This window comes from Candidatus Poriferisodalis sp., assembly GCF_965208895.1.
Classification (GTDB): domain Bacteria; phylum Actinomycetota; class Acidimicrobiia; order Acidimicrobiales; family Poriferisodalaceae; genus Poriferisodalis.
In genome coordinates this window covers 22,138-38,325 of sequence record NZ_OZ242363.1, presented here as the reverse complement: position 1 = coordinate 38,325, position 16,188 = coordinate 22,138, and the positions used below count along the sequence as shown (strand labels likewise).

Annotated in this window: 21 protein-coding genes; 8 read left to right on the top strand and 13 right to left on the bottom strand. The window is 65.5% G+C overall.

The genetic code is table 11. The features are described 5' to 3' along the window. From ACOGJB_RS00220 to ACOGJB_RS00205, 4 genes are all read right to left on the bottom strand, one after another. Positions 1-2,148 (bottom strand): heavy metal translocating P-type ATPase, encoded by a 2,148-nt coding sequence (locus ACOGJB_RS00220; RefSeq protein WP_419838832.1) that lies wholly within the window; start codon positions 2,146-2,148, stop codon positions 1-3. 62 nt (positions 2,149-2,210) lie between these two features. Continuing rightward, a complete protein-coding gene (locus tag ACOGJB_RS00215; RefSeq protein WP_419838831.1) occupies positions 2,211-2,615 on the bottom strand; it encodes a heavy metal-responsive transcriptional regulator in 405 nt (134 codons plus the stop codon). 69 nt (positions 2,616-2,684) lie between these two features. After that, positions 2,685-3,107, bottom strand: a complete 423-nt coding sequence (locus tag ACOGJB_RS00210; protein ID WP_419838830.1) for a DUF1330 domain-containing protein — start codon at positions 3,105-3,107, stop codon at positions 2,685-2,687. 95 nt (positions 3,108-3,202) lie between these two features. Then, a complete protein-coding gene (locus ACOGJB_RS00205) occupies positions 3,203-3,460 on the bottom strand; it encodes a hypothetical protein (RefSeq protein WP_419838829.1) in 258 nt (85 codons plus the stop codon). A 158-nt stretch (positions 3,461-3,618) separates the two neighbouring features. Between ACOGJB_RS00205 and ACOGJB_RS00200 the strand changes: the two genes are divergently transcribed. Next, a complete protein-coding gene (locus ACOGJB_RS00200) occupies positions 3,619-4,185 on the top strand; it encodes a TetR/AcrR family transcriptional regulator (RefSeq protein ID WP_419838828.1) in 567 nt (188 codons plus the stop codon). A gap of 131 nt (positions 4,186-4,316) precedes the next feature. Here ACOGJB_RS00200 and ACOGJB_RS00195 read toward each other — a convergent pair whose 3' ends face one another. Together ACOGJB_RS00195 and ACOGJB_RS00190 are read right to left on the bottom strand one after the other, a co-directional pair. After that, positions 4,317-4,625: a type II toxin-antitoxin system PemK/MazF family toxin gene (locus tag ACOGJB_RS00195; RefSeq protein ID WP_419838827.1), complete on the bottom strand. Its 309-nt coding sequence runs from the start codon at positions 4,623-4,625 to the stop codon at positions 4,317-4,319. Further along, a complete protein-coding gene (locus tag ACOGJB_RS00190; RefSeq protein ID WP_419840785.1) occupies positions 4,612-4,863 on the bottom strand; it encodes a ribbon-helix-helix domain-containing protein in 252 nt (83 codons plus the stop codon). Before ACOGJB_RS00190 ends, ACOGJB_RS00195 begins: the two co-directional genes overlap by 14 nt. A 165-nt stretch (positions 4,864-5,028) precedes the next feature. On the opposite strand from ACOGJB_RS00190, the gene ACOGJB_RS00185 reads away from it, so the two are divergent. Then, the gene (locus ACOGJB_RS00185) at positions 5,029-6,030 is read left to right on the top strand and encodes a sterol desaturase family protein (RefSeq protein WP_419838826.1); all 1,002 of its coding nucleotides are present in this window, start codon (positions 5,029-5,031) and stop codon (positions 6,028-6,030) included. On the opposite strand, the gene ACOGJB_RS00180 is transcribed toward ACOGJB_RS00185, so the two are convergent. Beyond that, positions 5,997-6,308: a DUF2442 domain-containing protein gene (locus tag ACOGJB_RS00180; RefSeq protein ID WP_419838825.1), complete on the bottom strand. Its 312-nt coding sequence runs from the start codon at positions 6,306-6,308 to the stop codon at positions 5,997-5,999. The two genes, ACOGJB_RS00185 and ACOGJB_RS00180, sit on opposite strands and share 34 nt — an antisense overlap. Before the next feature lie 93 nt (positions 6,309-6,401). Between ACOGJB_RS00180 and ACOGJB_RS00175 the strand changes: the two genes are divergently transcribed. The 4 genes from ACOGJB_RS00175 (at position 6,402) to cysC (ending at position 10,159) form a co-directional block, all read left to right on the top strand. After that, a complete protein-coding gene (locus ACOGJB_RS00175) occupies positions 6,402-6,548 on the top strand; it encodes a hypothetical protein (protein WP_419838824.1) in 147 nt (48 codons plus the stop codon). An 8-nt stretch (positions 6,549-6,556) separates the two neighbouring features. Next, positions 6,557-7,468 (top strand): sulfate adenylyltransferase subunit CysD, encoded by a 912-nt coding sequence (gene cysD / locus ACOGJB_RS00170; RefSeq protein ID WP_419840784.1) that lies wholly within the window; start codon positions 6,557-6,559, stop codon positions 7,466-7,468. Next, complete coding sequence (gene cysN / locus ACOGJB_RS00165) at positions 7,468-9,411, top strand: sulfate adenylyltransferase subunit CysN (RefSeq protein ID WP_419838823.1); 1,944 nt, start codon at positions 7,468-7,470, stop codon at positions 9,409-9,411. The genes cysD and cysN overlap by 1 nt, the downstream gene beginning before the upstream one ends. Before the next feature lie 124 nt (positions 9,412-9,535). Beyond that, positions 9,536-10,159 carry an adenylyl-sulfate kinase gene (cysC, locus tag ACOGJB_RS00160; RefSeq protein ID WP_419838822.1) on the top strand — a complete coding sequence of 208 codons (624 nt, stop codon included), beginning with the start codon at positions 9,536-9,538 and terminating at the stop codon, positions 10,157-10,159. A 44-nt stretch (positions 10,160-10,203) separates the two neighbouring features. Here the strand turns inward: cysC and ACOGJB_RS00155 are convergent, their stop codons facing one another. Together ACOGJB_RS00155 and ACOGJB_RS00150 are read right to left on the bottom strand one after the other, a co-directional pair. Continuing rightward, positions 10,204-10,374, bottom strand: a complete 171-nt coding sequence (locus tag ACOGJB_RS00155) for a hypothetical protein (RefSeq protein WP_419838821.1) — start codon at positions 10,372-10,374, stop codon at positions 10,204-10,206. Between the two features lie 86 nt (positions 10,375-10,460). Then, complete coding sequence (locus ACOGJB_RS00150; protein WP_419838820.1) at positions 10,461-10,850, bottom strand: HNH endonuclease family protein; 390 nt, start codon at positions 10,848-10,850, stop codon at positions 10,461-10,463. Positions 10,851-10,967: 117 nt separating this feature from the next. Here ACOGJB_RS00150 and ACOGJB_RS00145 point away from each other — a divergent pair, with 117 nt between their 5' ends. Then, on the top strand, positions 10,968-12,140 hold the full coding sequence (locus ACOGJB_RS00145) for an ISAzo13 family transposase (protein ID WP_419840685.1): 1,173 nt from the start codon (positions 10,968-10,970) through the stop codon (positions 12,138-12,140). A 60-nt stretch (positions 12,141-12,200) separates the two neighbouring features. Here ACOGJB_RS00145 and ACOGJB_RS00140 read toward each other — a convergent pair whose 3' ends face one another. Continuing rightward, positions 12,201-13,469 (bottom strand): IS256 family transposase, encoded by a 1,269-nt coding sequence (locus ACOGJB_RS00140; protein ID WP_419840782.1) that lies wholly within the window; start codon positions 13,467-13,469, stop codon positions 12,201-12,203. Positions 13,470-13,794: 325 nt separating this feature from the next. Between ACOGJB_RS00140 and ACOGJB_RS00135 the strand changes: the two genes are divergently transcribed. Further along, positions 13,795-14,880: an IS110 family transposase gene (locus ACOGJB_RS00135; protein WP_419837968.1), complete on the top strand. Its 1,086-nt coding sequence runs from the start codon at positions 13,795-13,797 to the stop codon at positions 14,878-14,880. Here the strand turns inward: ACOGJB_RS00135 and ACOGJB_RS00130 are convergent. From ACOGJB_RS00130 to ACOGJB_RS00120, 3 genes are all read right to left on the bottom strand, one after another. Next, positions 14,819-15,118: a transposase gene (locus ACOGJB_RS00130; protein ID WP_419840783.1), complete on the bottom strand. Its 300-nt coding sequence runs from the start codon at positions 15,116-15,118 to the stop codon at positions 14,819-14,821. The two genes, ACOGJB_RS00135 and ACOGJB_RS00130, sit on opposite strands and share 62 nt — an antisense overlap. 70 nt (positions 15,119-15,188) lie before the next feature. After that, positions 15,189-15,368, bottom strand: coding sequence for a hypothetical protein (locus ACOGJB_RS00125; protein ID WP_419838819.1), 180 nt, complete (start codon positions 15,366-15,368; stop codon positions 15,189-15,191). A 74-nt stretch (positions 15,369-15,442) separates the two neighbouring features. After that, positions 15,443-16,165, bottom strand: a complete 723-nt coding sequence (locus ACOGJB_RS00120; protein WP_419838818.1) for a transposase — start codon at positions 16,163-16,165, stop codon at positions 15,443-15,445. Positions 16,166-16,188: the final 23 nt, after the last annotated feature.

Below are 16,188 nucleotides of genomic sequence, written 5' to 3'. Positions count from 1 at the left end.
TCAGACAGTCTGGCGGCTGCCTGTGAAGCGTCGCAGCCGGAGACTGTTGGTGACGACGAACAGCGACGAGACGCCCATCGCACCGGCAGCGATCATGGGGTTCAGGATGCCCAACGCCGCGAGCGGGATCGCCGCCGCGTTATAGGCGAATGCCCAGAACAGATTCCCCTTGATCGTCGACAGGGTGCGACGCGACAGCGCGATGGCATCGGAAACTGCCCGCAGGTCGCCGCTCACGACGGTGAGGTCCGAGGCCTCGATGGCTACATCGGTGCCGGTACCGACCGCAATCCCCAGATCGGCCTGGGCCAGCGCCGGGGCGTCGTTGATGCCATCCCCTACCATCGCCACCCGCATGCCGGCCGCCTGGAGCCGCTCCACCTCGGCGGCCTTGTCAGCGGGATACACCTCGGAGATCACGGACTCGATGCCGACCTTGGCCGCAACGGTGCGAGCAGTTCGCTCGTTGTCGCCCGTGAGCAGGGTCACTCCCAAACCTTGATCGCGCAGCGTCGCTACTGCCTCCCGCGAGGTGGGTTTGATGCGGTCGGCAACGACCAGCACCATCTCCGCTGTCCCATTGCGGCCAGCGAGAACGGCCGTCGCTCCGGCGGCCTCGGCGCTTGCGGCAGCCGCTTCGACGGGACCGGGCACGGCGTCGAACAGGCTGCGACGGCCCACCCGAACCTCGACGCCGCCGATCAAGGCGGTCACGCCCGAGCCCGGCATGGTCTCGAACTCGTCCACGTCAACCAGCACGTCGACGGAGCTGGCGATGGCTTGGGCGATCGGATGGGACGACAGCGCCTCGGCCGATGCTGCCAGCCGATGCACGTCGTCACGTTCGGCGGCCGAGAGCTGCACCGCATGAACACCGGCGAGCGTCATGGCCCCTTCGGTGAGCGTGCCGGTCTTGTCCACCAGCACCACGTCGACCGCTCGGGTGTCCTCGAGGACTTCGCCTCCCTTGATGATCACGCCCAGCTGGGCGCCCCGACCGGTCCCGACCATGATCCCCAGCGGCGTCGCCAGCCCCAGAGCGCACGGGCAGGCGATGATCAGCACCGCCACCGCGGCACTGAAGGCTGCGCTGGCCTCGTTGCCGAGCAGCAGCCAGGCCGCCAGCGTGACGACCCCCGTGGCGATGGCGATGGGCACGAACACCGACGACACCCGATCGGCGAGCCGCTGCACCTCTGCCCGGCTGCCCTGCGCTTCGTCGACCAGCCGAATGATTTGCGCCAGCGCGGTGTCGGCGCCCACCTTCGTCGCCTCGACGACGAGAGCTCCGTTGGCATTGATGGTGGCGCCGACCACCTCGTCGCCGGGCCCGACCTCAACCGGCATCGGCTCGCCAGTCACCATCGAGGCGTCGACCGCGGAGCGCCCGTCCACGATCACACCGTCGGTGGCGATCCGCTCCCCCGGCCGGACCACGAATCGCATGCCGACGGCCAGGTCTGCGATTTCAATCTCCTGGCCGTCCGCCAGTTGGGCTGTCCGCACGCCTAAATCGGCGAGCGCCCGGATGGCATCACCCGAGCGGCGCTTGGCCCGAAGCTCCAGCCACTTGCCCAGCAGGATCAGCGTGACGATCACGGCGCCGGTCTCGAAGTACACATGACCGTCGCCGATGCCGGCGGCTGACACAACGAGCGACCATCCCAGAGCCGAGAGCGACCCCATCGACACGAGCGTGTCCATCGTGGTGGCACCGTGGCGCAGGTTCACCGCCGCGGCTCGATGGAATGACCACCCCGATCCCACGATCACAACGGTCGCCAGCACGGCGGCCAGCCATTCCCACCCGTCGAATTGCAGCGCCGGGATCATGGAGATCAGCACCGACGGCACCGTCAGCACCGCGCCGACGGCCAGCCGGGTGAGCAGATCCGTCTGGCGCCGCTGCTCGGCTGCTTCGCCCTCGCCAGCAGCAATGACCGAGTAGCCCAGCGCTGCGATCTCGGCAGCGAGGAACGACTCGTCGAGCGACCCGTCGTGGGCGATCGTGGCCCGCCCAGTAGCGAAGTTCACCTGTGCCGCCGCCACGGCGTCCATCTCGTCGAGCCGGTGCTGGATCCGGCTCGCGCACGCAGCGCACGTCATCCCGTCGATTGCCACATCGGATCGGGCGGTTGCCGTGGTCACATGACCACTCTAAAGATTCCACCCGACTGGAAGGTCAAGTCGCTTTCACATCAATGGTCGTATCAATGGCGGGTCTGGCCGATCACCTGGCAGCGATTGGGATCGGTGCACGATGCCGGATCCAGCCCCTGCGCCCGCCTCAGCAGTGCAGCGAGCTCTTTGCGGGCCGAACGAAGCTGAGCGATCTGGGCGTCGATGGCGTCCACGTGGGCCTCGATGAGCGCCGTGGTGTGCGCGCATGACCGCTCACCGACGCTCTTGAGCTCGAGCACTGAGGAAATCTCCGCCAATGTGAGTCCAGTCGCTTGCGCATCGCGGATGAACTGCAGCCGCTCGACAGCGTCACTTGCGTAGGTGCGGTACCCGCTCGCAGTCCGGTCTGGCTCATCGAGCAATCCGATCGACTCGTAATATCGAATTGTCTTCGTGCTCACCCCGCAGCGGTCGCCCAACTCGCCGATCTTCATACCCACGACGGTACTTGAGCTCGGGGCCCAACCTTCCAGCCGGAAGGAATCCCGGCGGAGGAGCAGTGGTTACTCCCGGACGAACTGGGCGACCGTTTCGATGTTCAGCTGACCGGCCAGCCCCGCTGTGCGATGCACCGCTGCGTCTCGCCACTCCTGCGACGTCGACATGGCCAGCAGCGCACCCCGGTTCGGGTACTTGGCGATAGCGATCTCGTCCCACAAGTCCTCGACCTGACCGAGCGACAGGAACGTCACGTCCGCTGCAAACTGGAGCTCGCCGCCATAGTCGCGGATGATTCTCGACACTGCTCGGCCGTACAGCTGGTATGCCTCGTAGCCGCTCAGATCGGTTTCACGCCCGTCCTCGTACTCGGCCGCTTCCTTGAACTTCAGCAGGTTGACCATGTAGATCGGCCCATCAGGCCCGGGCTGCATCATCTCGTCGATGCGCTCGGGGCTCGTGGGCATCACTTCGTTGACGACCTCCATCGGGTCACCCTCCTGTCGTGGGCATAGGCCCATCAGTCAACTACGTCGGCGGGCACAGACCCCAGTGCCCGCGCTGCACGAAAGTGGCGGCTGCGTCAAGCCTGCCCGACGAGCAGCGTGAGCTGCCCGGTCTGCTGCTTCTTGCCGGTCCGCAGCACTCGTCCCATCGGCACCGCAGTGATCTCGACTGAACCGTCGTCGAAGCCCGCGCTGACGGACTCGGCGACGAGGTCCATCGCCAGGACCGCATCGGTCGCGCCCCCATCGTCGAAGAACGTCGGGCGAGCGCCGCGCGCCGTCGGAAAACTCCGCCCCTCCACCGGCTGAGCTTGCGGCACTGTGGGCTCGCCCATCGCTACGGCTTCCCAGACTTTCGCTCGACCCGTCTCCCTTGAGCGAAGACGTCGAGAATCCAGGTGGTTGCTGGCGAGTAAACATCGATGAACACCGCCGTTCCGACCCGGCGACACCGCTCGCCGGCCATCTGAGTGCCGAACATACACTCGCTCGGGTGCCCGGCTCACAGACCCGTCAGCAGCTGCTCGAGGCTGCCCTAGCGGTGATGGCCCGCAGTGGGCTCGAGGGCTTGACCATGCGTGGAGTGGCCGACGAGGCCAATGCGGCCCTCGGCTCGATCCAGTACCACTTCGGCGACAAGGACGACCTTGTCAACGAGGCGTTCGGACTCCTGGTCGAGCGCATGGTCGAGGCTTCGCTGTTCGCAGTGAGCGATGTCACCGACCCCGAGGCGCGGGTGATCGCGTTCATCCGAGCGGCATTCTCCACCGAGATCATAGACTCGGATTTCCTGCCGCTGCGCCTGACGTTGTGGGCCGCTGCGCCGTCACGTCCCGATATCGCGGCGATCAACGAAGCGCTACACCAGCACTACCTCGAGCGCCTCAGTTCCCTGATCGCCGATGCTCGACCGTCAATGACCCGGGCTGAAGCTGACCGCCGGGCCGCCGACGTCATGATCACCGAGAACGGCATGTGGCTACGATGGGCCATCTCCCCAGATTGCGATGAGCTGAACCGCTGCATCGCGCACTGCAGTGCCCTAGCCCTGGGCAACTGACACACATCCGGCCGGCCGCCACCGACCCCAATGCACGCACATGTCGTAACGGCGGCGGACTCAAACCCACCCGACACACCGCAAACCACCGAAGGTAACCAGCTGCGCTCCGAAAAGCCAGAACGACCCGTTCAACAGCCGGTTGCGTCGCACAGGCGGCGACACGCCTGCTCCATGCGACCCTCGCTGAGCCTGGTGACGAACCGTCGGAAGCGCGTGCGCTCGATGGTGTGGATGTTGTCGAAGTTGACAACGCAATCGGTCGGCACGCCGTCGGCAGCGGCAGTGAGCTCCAGTTCCGAAACCAACCCGCGCCGTGTCCTGGTCAGCACCGCAACGACGACGGCGCCGATCCGGTCGGCCACGGGGTCCCGGGTGAGTACGAGGACCGGCCTGTCACCGTCAGGGGCGACAGCGAACCAGACTTCACCGCGTTGCATCTCGCCAATCGGACCAGTCTTCGGCTGGACCCCAATCTGCTGCCGCGCCAAGCGACAACTCATCTTCAGTCACCGGATCGGCTTCATACAGCGCAACCTCATGCTCGGCGGCCAGCCGGGCAAGTTGGCGGCGCAGCGCGTCGCGCATCAATTCGGAGCGTTCGACGCCGAGTCGCTGGGACCATCGACGGATTCCTTCGACGTCTTCCTCATCGGCTCGAAAGCTCAGCATCGTCATCGTCATACAGGCAACTCTATTTCGTATGACATAGTGCATCGCTTCAGCCAGCATCCCTGACAGGTTTGGACATCTGTCCAAACCTGGGCTACGATCAGCTCCGGATGTCCGTCCAACAGCCCGCACCAGCGAGCGCACCGGGTCCCTGAACAGGCGGTTGCCGCGATGTCGTCGTCCGTCGGTAAGCGCGCTGCGTGGAACTACACGCCGGAATTGCCCCTGCGCTCGGCGCCGTTCTTGCACTGGCCGCCCCGGCCAGGCGCCATTGCGAAGTACCTCGGGCGCACGTGGCTGCCCCTGCGGTCCCGCTTCTTCATGCTGGCCGTGTCGTTCGGGATCTGGGCCTGGTTCATGCCGTCGCTCGAGCGCACCAAGACCTTTGAGGTCGGCTGGATATTCGAGGTGTGGCTGCGCAATCTGATTCTCGTGACGCTCGTCGCCGGCGGGCTGCATGTCTGGTTCTACATCGTGCGCCGCCAGGGCGACAGCCTGCGCTACGACAGCCGGCCATTCGGCCGCAACAAGCGTGTGTTCCTGTTCGGCAACCAGGTGCGGGAGAACACCTTCCTCACGCTCACCTCTGCTGTCGTGGTCTGGACCGGGTTCGAGTCACTGATGCTGTGGGCCTACGCCAACGGGTACGCACGCCTCATCACGCTTGACAGCAATCCTGTCTGGTTCGTGGTGTTCCTGCTGATGATCCCGTGGTGGTCGATCCTGTACTTCTCGGCCCATCACCGGCTGCTGCACGTCGGCGGGGCCTACCGTCGCATCCACTCGTGGCACCACCGCAACACCAACGTCGGCCCGTGGTCAGGGCTCTCGATGCATCCCGTCGAGCATTTCGTGCTCTTCTCCGACGCGGTGCTGCTGTTCTTGGTGCCGTCGCACCCGCTGCACCTCTACTTCATGATGATGCACCACGGTCTCGGGGCACCCTTGTCGCACACCGGCTACGACGCCCTGCTGCTGGGTCCGCGCACCGTTCGCCGGGCCAGATTCGAGCTGGGCGATTTCCACCACCAGATCCACCACCGATTCATCGAGTGCAACTACGGCGGCTACGAGTCGCCGCTCGACGAGATGATCGGCGCCTTCCACGACGGAACGCCCCAGGGCGCTGCCGTGCTGTCTCACCGTTCTCGCAAACGCTCGCAAGCTCGCTGAGCCCGCCGGTCCGGCAGCACCTCTGCTGGATCGCGGCCCGTGATCTCGAGGTACACGGCATCAGCGCACAGTTCTGCATCTTTTGACCAGCAAATGGTGCGATGCGGCGAGATGGCGGCAGACTCGAAAACGCCGGGCTCATCCCAGATCTTGAACACACCTCGACCCGCCCTGTCGGACAGGTCGATCTCGCCTTCTGCGCCGTCGCCGAAGCGAACCCACAGTCGGTAGCCGCGACGAGCCTCGACTGCGACGGGGCGCAACTGCTCAGCCGACATATCTACCCTCCGAGTCAACGCACATCGTGGCAGACGAGGCTCTCTTGACAACAAGGGTAGCGCCGCGACCAGGTGCGCCGGACGGGGCTACGGATGAAAGATCGAACGCGTGACGAGCGGCGAGTCGTGGAACGAGCTCCGCGACTCGCTCAAGGCGACGGGCGCTCGCTGCGCTTTCCCGGCGCGCCGCAGGACCTGTTCAGCCAAGCCCTGGTCGACAAGTCCCGGGAACCCACATGAGCGTCACCATGCCGCCCGAACTGCGGCTGACCCACCTCCAGCAGCTGGAGTGCGAGGCGATCGGGATCATGCGTGAGGTGGTCGCCCAGTGCGAGCGGCCGGTGATGCTGTACTCGATCGGCAAAGACTCCTCGGTGCTGTTGCACCTCGCCCGCAAGGCGTTCTTCCCCGGCCCGATCCCGTTTCCGCTCCTGCACGTGGACACGACGTGGAAATTCCGCGAGATGATCTCGTTCCGGGACGAGATGGCCACCGAGATCGGGTTCGAACTGATCGTCCACACCAACGCCGACGGCGTGGCCCATGGGATCAACCCGTTCGATCACGGTTCGAAGAACTACACCGACATCATGAAGACCCAGGCGCTGCGCCAGGCGCTGGATGCGGGCCGCTTCGACGCCGCGTTCGGCGGCGCCCGGCGGGACGAGGAAAAGTCACGTTCCAAGGAGCGGGTGTTCAGCTTCCGCGACGCGCATCATCGCTGGAATCCGAAGAACCAGCGGCCCGAGCTGTGGAACCTCTACAACGGCCGGGTCAACCAGGGCGAGTCGATCCGGGTGTTCCCGATGAGCAACTGGACCGAGCTCGACGTGTGGCAGTACATCCACCTTGAGCAAATCCCGATTGTGCCGCTGTACTTCGCGGCGCAGCGGCCAGTGGTGGAGCGCGACGGTGTGCTGATCATGGTGGACGACGACCGGTTCGTCTTCGACGAGGGCGAGGTGCCGCAGCCGCGCACAGTGCGGTTCCGCACGCTCGGCTGCTACCCCCTGTCGGGGGCGATCGAGTCAGCCGCCACAACGCTGCCGGAGATCATCGGCGAGATGCTGGTCGCCACCCGGTCCGAACGCGAAGGCCGGGTGATCGACTTCGACCAGTCAGGCTCCATGGAGCAGAAGAAGCGCGAGGGGTACTTCTGATGGCCCCAGAGCCAGCTGCTCGCAGCGGCCTCGCCCCCTCCGGCGTCGATGCATACGTCGAGTCCCATCAGCGCAAGGATCTGCTCCGATTCCTGACGTGCGGCAGCGTGGACGACGGCAAATCGACGCTGATCGGCCGCCTGCTCCACGACTCCCAGCTGATCTACGAGGACGTGCTGGCCAGTCTCGAAGCCGACTCAGCGACCCAGGGCTCCGCGGGCGGCCATGTCGACTTGGCGCTGCTCATGGACGGGCTTCGCGCCGAGCGGGAGCAGGGCATCACCATCGACGTTGCCTACCGCTACTTCTCCACAGAACGTCGCACATTCATCATCGCCGACACCCCGGGGCACCCCCAGTACACACGCAACATGGCAACGGGCGCGTCGACGTGCAACCTCGCCATCATCCTGGTCGACGCCCGCCACGGCGTGCTGCCCCAGACCAAGCGCCACAGCTACATCGCCAGCCTGCTGGGCATCCGCCAAGTGGTAGTGGCGATCAACAAGATGGATCTCGTCGGGTGGTCGCACGAGCGCTTCGCAGAGACCTGCGAGTACTACCGGTCCTTCGCCAAGGCACTCGACTTCGGCGAGCCGTACTTCCTGCCGATCTCGGCGCTGCTCGGCGACAACGTGGTCAACGAGAGCCACAACCTCGATTGGTTCGACGGGCCGCCGCTGCTGGAGTATCTCGAAACCGCCGACATCGGATCCAGCGTCGATCTCGAGCACTTCCGCATGCCGGTGCAGCTCGTCAGCCGTCCCGATGCCGACTTTCGCGGGTACGCCGGCACGGTGACCTCGGGGCTCATCCGGCCCGGCGAAGAGATCGTGGCGCTGCCATCGGGGCTCAGCTCGACGGTGGAGCGGATCGTGACGTTCGACGGCGAACTCGACGCCGCGGGCCCGGGCCGAGCAGTGACGTTGACGCTCACCGACGAGATCGACATCAGCCGCGGCGACCTGTTCGTGACACCAGGCGACGAGCCGCAGCGGGCACACGAACTGGACGCGATGGTCGTATGGATGACTGAGGCTGAGATGGAGCCCGGCAGCACATATCTTCTGCAGACCACCAACGCAGTGTCGAATTGCACTGTCCGCAGCTTGCGCTACCGGGTCGATGTCGACACCGGGATGCACGAACAGGCGCTGGGGCTGGGGCTCAACGACATCGGGCGCTGCGTCATCGGCTCGGACCGAGAGCTGGCATTCGACCCCTACGCCAGCAGCCGTGCGACCGGGTCGTTCGTGCTGGTGGATCGTCTCTCCAATGCGACCATCGCAGCGGGCATGATCATCGGCGCGGCGTCGGTTTGGGACCACGCACCCGACGCTGCGCTCGTGCGGCAAAGATCGGAGATCAGCGACGCCGAGCGGGCCATCCGGTTCGGTCAGCAGCCGTGCACCATCCTGCTGACAGGGCTCACAGCCGCAGGCAAATCCACCCTGGCTACGGCTCTCGAGCGCGAGCTGTTTGACCGGGGCAAGGTGTCGATTCGCCTCGACGGAGAGAACGTCCGCATGGGCATCTCGCGGGATCTGGGCTTCAGCGCCCATGAACGCTCGGAGAACCTGCGCCGGGTGTCAGAGGTCGCACGGCTCGTGAACGGTCAAGGATTGATCGCAATTGCCGCGCTGGTGGCGCCCGACGGCGAGGTACGCCAGCGTGCCCGCGACCTCGTGGGCGCTGAGCGGTACGTGGAGGTGTTCGTGGACACGCCGGTCGATGTGTGCCGTGAGCGTGACCCCCATGGCCTGTATGCGATGGCCGACAGCGGCGAGATTCCGCGGTTCCCCGGCGTCTCAGCCCCCTACGACCGGCCGGCCGACGCCAACCTGCGTGTCGACACCTCGGCTCAAGGGGTGGATGAGTGCGTGGCGGCAATCGTGCGGGTGCTGACCGAGCGTGGCTTCCTTCGAGGATTTCCAGCAACGTGAACCATTCGATGAGTTGCATGTTGCCTCCCGCTCTTGTTCCCGGTGTCTGTTCGATACGGGCTCACGGGCCGCTCGGGCCACGGCTTCGCCTCACGGCTCAGCCTCTGCGAGGGCCGAGCACGCAATGAGCGAGAGCGCCGGGAACCAGCCCGTCTCTCGCAACATCGTCCGCGCCGAAGGGCAGGTGAGCGGCGCCGACCGCGAGGCGCACTTCGGCCATCGCGCCGTGACGGTGTGGTTTACCGGGCTCTCCGGCAGCGGAAAATCGACTCTTGCGTTCGCTCTGGAGGCAGCACTGCTCGAGCGCAGCGTCGCTTCCTACGTGCTCGACGGCGACAACGTCCGCTTCGGGCTCAACCGCGATCTCGGCTTCTCACCGCAGGACCGAACCGAGAACATCCGCCGCATCAGCGAGGTATGCCGCCTGTTCCAAGATGCGGGCATCGTCGTGCTGACGGCCTTCATCTCGCCCTACGCGGCCGACCGCGACCAAGTACGGGCCATCCACCCCGAGGGCGCCTTCATCGAGGTGTTCGTCGACACACCGCTCGACGTGTGCGAAGCCCGTGACCCCAAAGGCCTCTACGTGAAAGCCCGAGCCGGCGAAATTCCCGACTTCAGCGGCATCTCCGCCCCCTACGAGCCCCCGCCGTCACCCGAGATCACCATCGACACGACCCAGCCCCTCGACGCCTGCGTCGCCCACCTCCTCGCCGCCCTCCCTCTATCGAATGGGCCTCGGCGCTAGTCCCAGGCGCCGAATTGGAAGGCTTCGCTGGGCAGGGCTCGCCACTAGTGCCACACCTCTGGGTCGCCGTCGGTGACTTCGATCCCCGAGTGTGGCCGGCCCCATAGACCGAGAAGCATCTGAATCGGCGGGCCCTCGATGACGGCAGCCGCCGGCGACGCAGTCTCTGGCAGCGGCTCGATGTTCACGATGCCCACCACCTCGCCGCGCTCCACCAACCGAAACTCACAATCTCACGCACAGTCCGCAACTCGGCCGACCGTCGGCGTAATCCAGCAGAGGACATCCAGTCTGTATCTCATCAGCCGGTGGAACGCAAGCGCCATACTGAATCAAACGCAAGTTCACCCAGACGTCGCGCGCGGCTATCGATCTCCCTCTTCCCCCATCGCGAGCAAGACAAGATGTCATCCATGTCATAACTGCCTGAGAATTCGCCCAGGATTTCCTTCTTCTTCGAAAAGCTCTTATTGCCTAGCCGCCCATTTACTGTCTCGTCAACAAATAGCAGATTGCCGATGCTACCGACAGTCAGGAGATCCTCTTCGGTATTGATGTGAGATTGCGGCCTGACGTGTTCAATCGAAAACTTGGAATAATCCGCTGCGGGAATCGGGTGGGAATTCTTGTGCAATCTCTCCAGGACATACCTAACTAACGACTTGTCCCGCGTGTGCGTATCAGCAAACACAAGACGAGATACGAGGCTCTTCGCGCTTTAGGGTCCGCCATAAGATAAATCGTGTGGTGTAGTGTCGGGTGCGTGGAGTTGTCGGCGGACGCGGCGGGAGTGTTCTTCGACACGGTGATGCCGCATCTGGGCGAGCGTCAGCGGCGTGTGGCGGCAGGAGCGCTGGCCGAGGCGCTGGGCCGCGGCGGGCAGGCGTTCGTTGTGGAGGCGTCGGCGATGTCGACCTCGACGGTGTCGCGGGCGGTGCGCGAGGTGCGCGCCGGGGTCGAGCCGTCGCACCGTCAGCGGGCGGAGGGCGGCGGGGACCGCCCGGCGGTCGTCAAGCAGCCCGGCCTGGCCGAGGCGCTCGACGAGCTGGTGCATCCCAGCACGCGCGGCAGCCCGACCTCTGCGCTGCGCTGGACGTTGAAGTCGACCTATCAGCTCGCACGCGAGCTCGCCGCGCAGGGCTTCAAGGCGTCCGCGGAGCTGGTGCGGCGGCTCCTGCACCAGATGGGCTACTCGCTGCAGGCGCCCGCCAAGCAGAACGAAGGCACGTCCCATCCCGACCGCGACGCCCAGTTCGCCTATCTCAACGGCCTAGCGCAGGAGTTCCTCGACGCCGGCGAGCCGGCGGTCAGCGTGGACACCAAAAAGAAAGAGCTGATCGGGAACTACGCCAACAAAGGCACCGAATGGCAGCCCGCCGGCGAGCCGCAGCGCGTCAACGTGCACGACTTCGCGGACCGCTCACTGGGCGAGTTCGCCAAGGCCATCGGCTACGGCGTCTACGACCTCGCCAACAACGACGGCTGGGTCAGCGTCGGCGACACCGCAGACACCGCCGAGTTCGCCGTCAACTCCATCGCCCGCTGGTGGGACACCCTCGGACAGCAGCGGTTCCCCGACGCGACCCGGCTGCTCATCACCGCCGACGCCGGCGGATCCAACGGATACCGGCCACGCGCCTGGAAATGGTTCCTCGCCCGCCTCGCCGCCGACACCGGCCTCGAGATCACCGTCGTCCACTACCCGCCCGGCACCAGCAAATGGAACAAGATCGAACACCGCCTCTTCAGCTTCATCACCATGAACTGGCGAGGCAGACCACTCACCGACATCGCCACCATCGTCGAGCTCATCGCCTCCACCACCACCCAAACCGGACTCACCGTCCAAGCAGCCCACGACCCCAACTGGTACCAACGCGGCATCAAAATCACCGACAAACAGATGAAACAAATCCCGCTGCAACCCCACCAATGGCACGGCGAATGGAACTACACCATCACACCCAACCACGCGACCTAACCCGCGGCGAACCCTAAGCGGGGCCTGTCAGATTTTTTGTGTATCCGGCTGTGGTGGTTTTCATCGAATGTAGGCGGCGATCCGGTCGCCGTAGTGGACGGTCAGTGTGTTCAGGATGGCTTTCCAGCCGTTGGTCTTTCCGGTGAGGTTGGTGCGGTTCTTGCGTCTGGCGGTGGCGATGAGGTAGAGGACTTTCATCGCTGCCTGTTCGTTGGGGAAGTGTCCTCGATGGCGCACTGCCCGTCGGAATCTGGCGTTGAGGCTTTCTATGGCGTTGGTGGTGTAGACGACTCTGCGCAGCTCGGCGGGGAACTCGAGGAACGGCACGAACTCGTCCCATGACTGCCGCCACGAGCGGATCATGGCGGGGTAGGTGTCCTCCCAGTCGTCGGCGAACTGGGCGAACCGCGTCTGGGCGGCCTCGACGGTCGCTGAGGTGTAGATGTCGCGCATGGCTTTGGTGATGGCGCCCCAGTGCTTGCGGGACGCGTACCGCAGGCTGTTGCGGACCATGTGCACGACGCATGTCTGAACTGTCGCTTCGGGCCAGGTCGCCCGGATCGCCGAGGGCAGGCCCTTGAGTCCGTCGCAGCACACGATCAACGCGTCGGCGAGGCCTCGGTTTCTCAGCTCGGTCAGCATCGTGGCCCATTGCTTGGCGCCCTCGCCGCCCGATGGGCCCAGCCACATGCCCAAGACGTCGCGTTCTCCTTGAAGATCCACGCCTATGGCCACATACACAGGCCTGTTGGCGACCTGGGAGTCGCGGACCTTGACGACGATCGCGTCGATCAGCAGCACCGCGTAGACCGGGTCGAGGGGCCGGTTCTGCCACACCGCCATGTCAGCGACGATCTCGTCGGTGATCTTCGAGATCGTCTCCCGGCTCACCGAGGTGTCATAGATCTCAGCCAGATGGTCCTGGATCTCGCCGGTCGTGAGCCCCTTCGCATAGAGACTGATCACGTTGCCCGACAGCCCGTCCAGCCGGCGGCGGTGCTTGGGCACCGTAACCGGCTCAAAGGTGCCCGCACGATCCCGAGGCACCCGCAGCTCGACCTCGCCGATCTCGGTCGTCACCGTCTTGGGCGTCGACCCGTTGCGAGAGTTGCCCGACCCGCGGCCCGCAACCGCGTGACGCTCATAGCCCAGATGCTCGCTCATCTCGACCTCCAGGCCGATCTGGAGCACCTGGCGCACCAGCCCCGTCAAAAGACCGCCGTCGCCGGTCAGCTCCACCCCCTCAGCACGCGCCTGGGCCACCAACAGCTCGGCCCAGTCCTTCATCGCCGTCTCGCCGACGGCCTCTCCCGCCGGCACAGCCGACATATTCTGATCAGTCACAGACATGATCCTTCCCGGCCCCCAGCACCCAGCCAAGGACCCTCAGACCACGCCATTTACACAAACTTTCCGAGTGTCACTGTTGATGTCGCCGGGGCCTCCAGCCAGGGGGTTACGGTCCGGTCCTGCGCTCGGCGATGACTCCACAAACCTTTGGCCTTGTGCCTGTTGTCAGACCTGTCGCGTCGAGCGTGGGACCGGCAGGAGCGCTCCTGTCTTGAAGGGAGCCTGACTGTCTCGACTCGGTTGTGACGAAGCGCCCCTGCCGTTCCCGGACCCACCGGAACATCACTTCCAGCAGGAGCACAGCATGACACCGCCAGTCGGGGGAATCGACCCCCACCAAGACACCTTCACCGTGGGGATCGTCGACCCTCACGGCGTCGAGCTCGTCCACGAGACGTTCTCGAACACCGCCGTCGGCTACGGCGCCGCGATCGACCTGCTCGACGCTCACGACGTCGGCCAGGTCGGCGTGGAGGGATCCGCCAAGTGGGGGGCGCACGTCGCGATCGCGTTGTGCGCGGCCGGGTTCGACGCCCGCGAGGTGCCAGCGTCGCGCTCGGCGGCGCAGCGCCGCAGCCGGCGGCTGGGCAAGACCGACGCCGTCGACGCCGTCGCCTCGGCACGGGCGCTGCTGGCCGAGCCGACGCTGGGACCGGTGCAGGCTCTGGAGGCCTACGACCCGCTCGTGGCCGAGATCGAGGCGGTGCTCGAACACCGCAGAACCCTTGTGGCTGCTCGCACTTTGATGCTCCACCACGTCGGCGACCAGATCTCCAAGCTGCCCACCGAGATACGCGACCAGCTCACCACCAGCGGCAAGATCGAAGCCCGGCTGCGCCGCCTCGAAGGGATCGACCCCGACACATGCACGACCCCAGCGGGCCGGCACCGGCTCGCCTGGATGCAGGCATTCATCGACCAAGACCGTGCCGCCCGCAGCGAGATCCGCCGACTGGAACGTCTCATCGACGAGCTGCTCGACAACCACGGCACCACTTTGCGCGACGAGCCAGGCATCGGCCCGATCTCAGCCGCGACGCTGCTGTGCGAGGTCGGCGACCCGACCCGATTCGACCGCGAGTCCAAGTTCGCCCGCTGGTGCGGCACCGGCGCCGTCGCTCTCTCCTCGGGCGAAGGCGCCGGCGATCCCGTCAAGCACCGGCTCGACTTCCGAGGCAACCGGCGCATCAACTCAGTGCTGCACATCGCGTCGGTCACCCAGCAGCGCAGCCAGCCCGAAGCGATCGCCTACCTCGCCAGAAAAGCCGGCGAAGGCAAAACCCGACGCGAGGCCAGACGAGCCCACAAACGCCAACTCGCCAACCGCGTCATCCGACGAATGTGGCGCGACGAAACCGCCCGAAAACAACCATTCGCGCTCGCCGCTTGACAAGGGAGCGTCTGACAGGCCCTGGGGTGAGGGTGTCGAGCAGGGTCCAGTCGGGTTTGCCGGCATACAGCAGGACTCGGATGCGGTAGTGGTCGAAGTTGGTGACGCCGAACGACACTCGCTTGATCAGCTTCGCCAGGTTGTTCGCCGCTTCGGTCGGCCCGTTGGTCACCTGTGAGCGGTGCCAGTTGGTGATCTGTTCCCGCCAGGTGCGAAGCGTGCGGCCGAGCTTGTTCAGCTCCGGTGAGAATGTGGAGCCTTCGCGAATTTGTGGGATTTGGGCTGCTGGGCTCGGTGTGGGGGTCAGGTTAGTAGCAGGCCGCGTCCTTCACCGTCCGGCGGATCGAGATAATCGTCGACACATCTACCCCCCACTTCCGGGCCGCGTCGGCCTGGGTGATCTCTCCGCAGGTCACCTGCAAGTAGATCTCCCACTTCGTCTCCGCGGACAGCTTCTTCGGTCGACGCCGACCCTCGCTGGCAGTCATCTGATGCTCCTTCACGCGTCAGCGAGAACACCATCAGACTAGGTTCATTAATCGGTAGACCTTCCGCGGCAAAGTCAGACGCACAACAGGATGACGTGGAACCGATCCAGGACGTGACGGGCGTGGCCGAGCTGTTTGTCTATTGCCGACTTGTATGCCTTGGAGCCGTCGGACACCACGACTTTGACGCGGCGGCACCATTTGGGTCCCTGAGCAGCCAGAAACCCCGACAATGCTGCGCTGTCGCGGTGGGGGACCATGGCGAGCACCTCGCCGGTGTCGCCGTTGACGAGCACCGTCACATAGCGATGCCGCTTGCGTATCGACGTCTCGTCGACCAGCAGCACCCGGCATCTTCGCCGCCGGCGATGGTCGGCGACGACGCCCGCCCAGGCCACCACCAACGCGTTCACCAGCCCCCAGCTCACCCGGTGCCTCTTGGCTGCGCCGTTGACTGCCATCTGGCGGGCGTCGGCCACCAGTCTGCGCGCCAGACGCGCCGTGATGCCGCCCTCGAACGCCGCGTGGTTCTCCATGAACCTGCTGTCGCAGACATCGCACACCATGCGCCGTTGCTCGAACACCAACGTCGTCGGCCGTCCCGACACCTCCAAGTCGCGGATCACGCGATCCCGACGGTCATGAGTCCTGCCGCTGGGCGCCCCGCAGTCAGGACACCGCGGACGGCGCACCGTCGACACCACCCGCACCGCCAGCTTCTCAGGAGCGTCGACCACCACCCCCACCACTCTGATACGCGGCAGCCACAGCCGCACCGACATAACATCACGATTCATCGAGGCCCTCCAGGGTTCGGCAT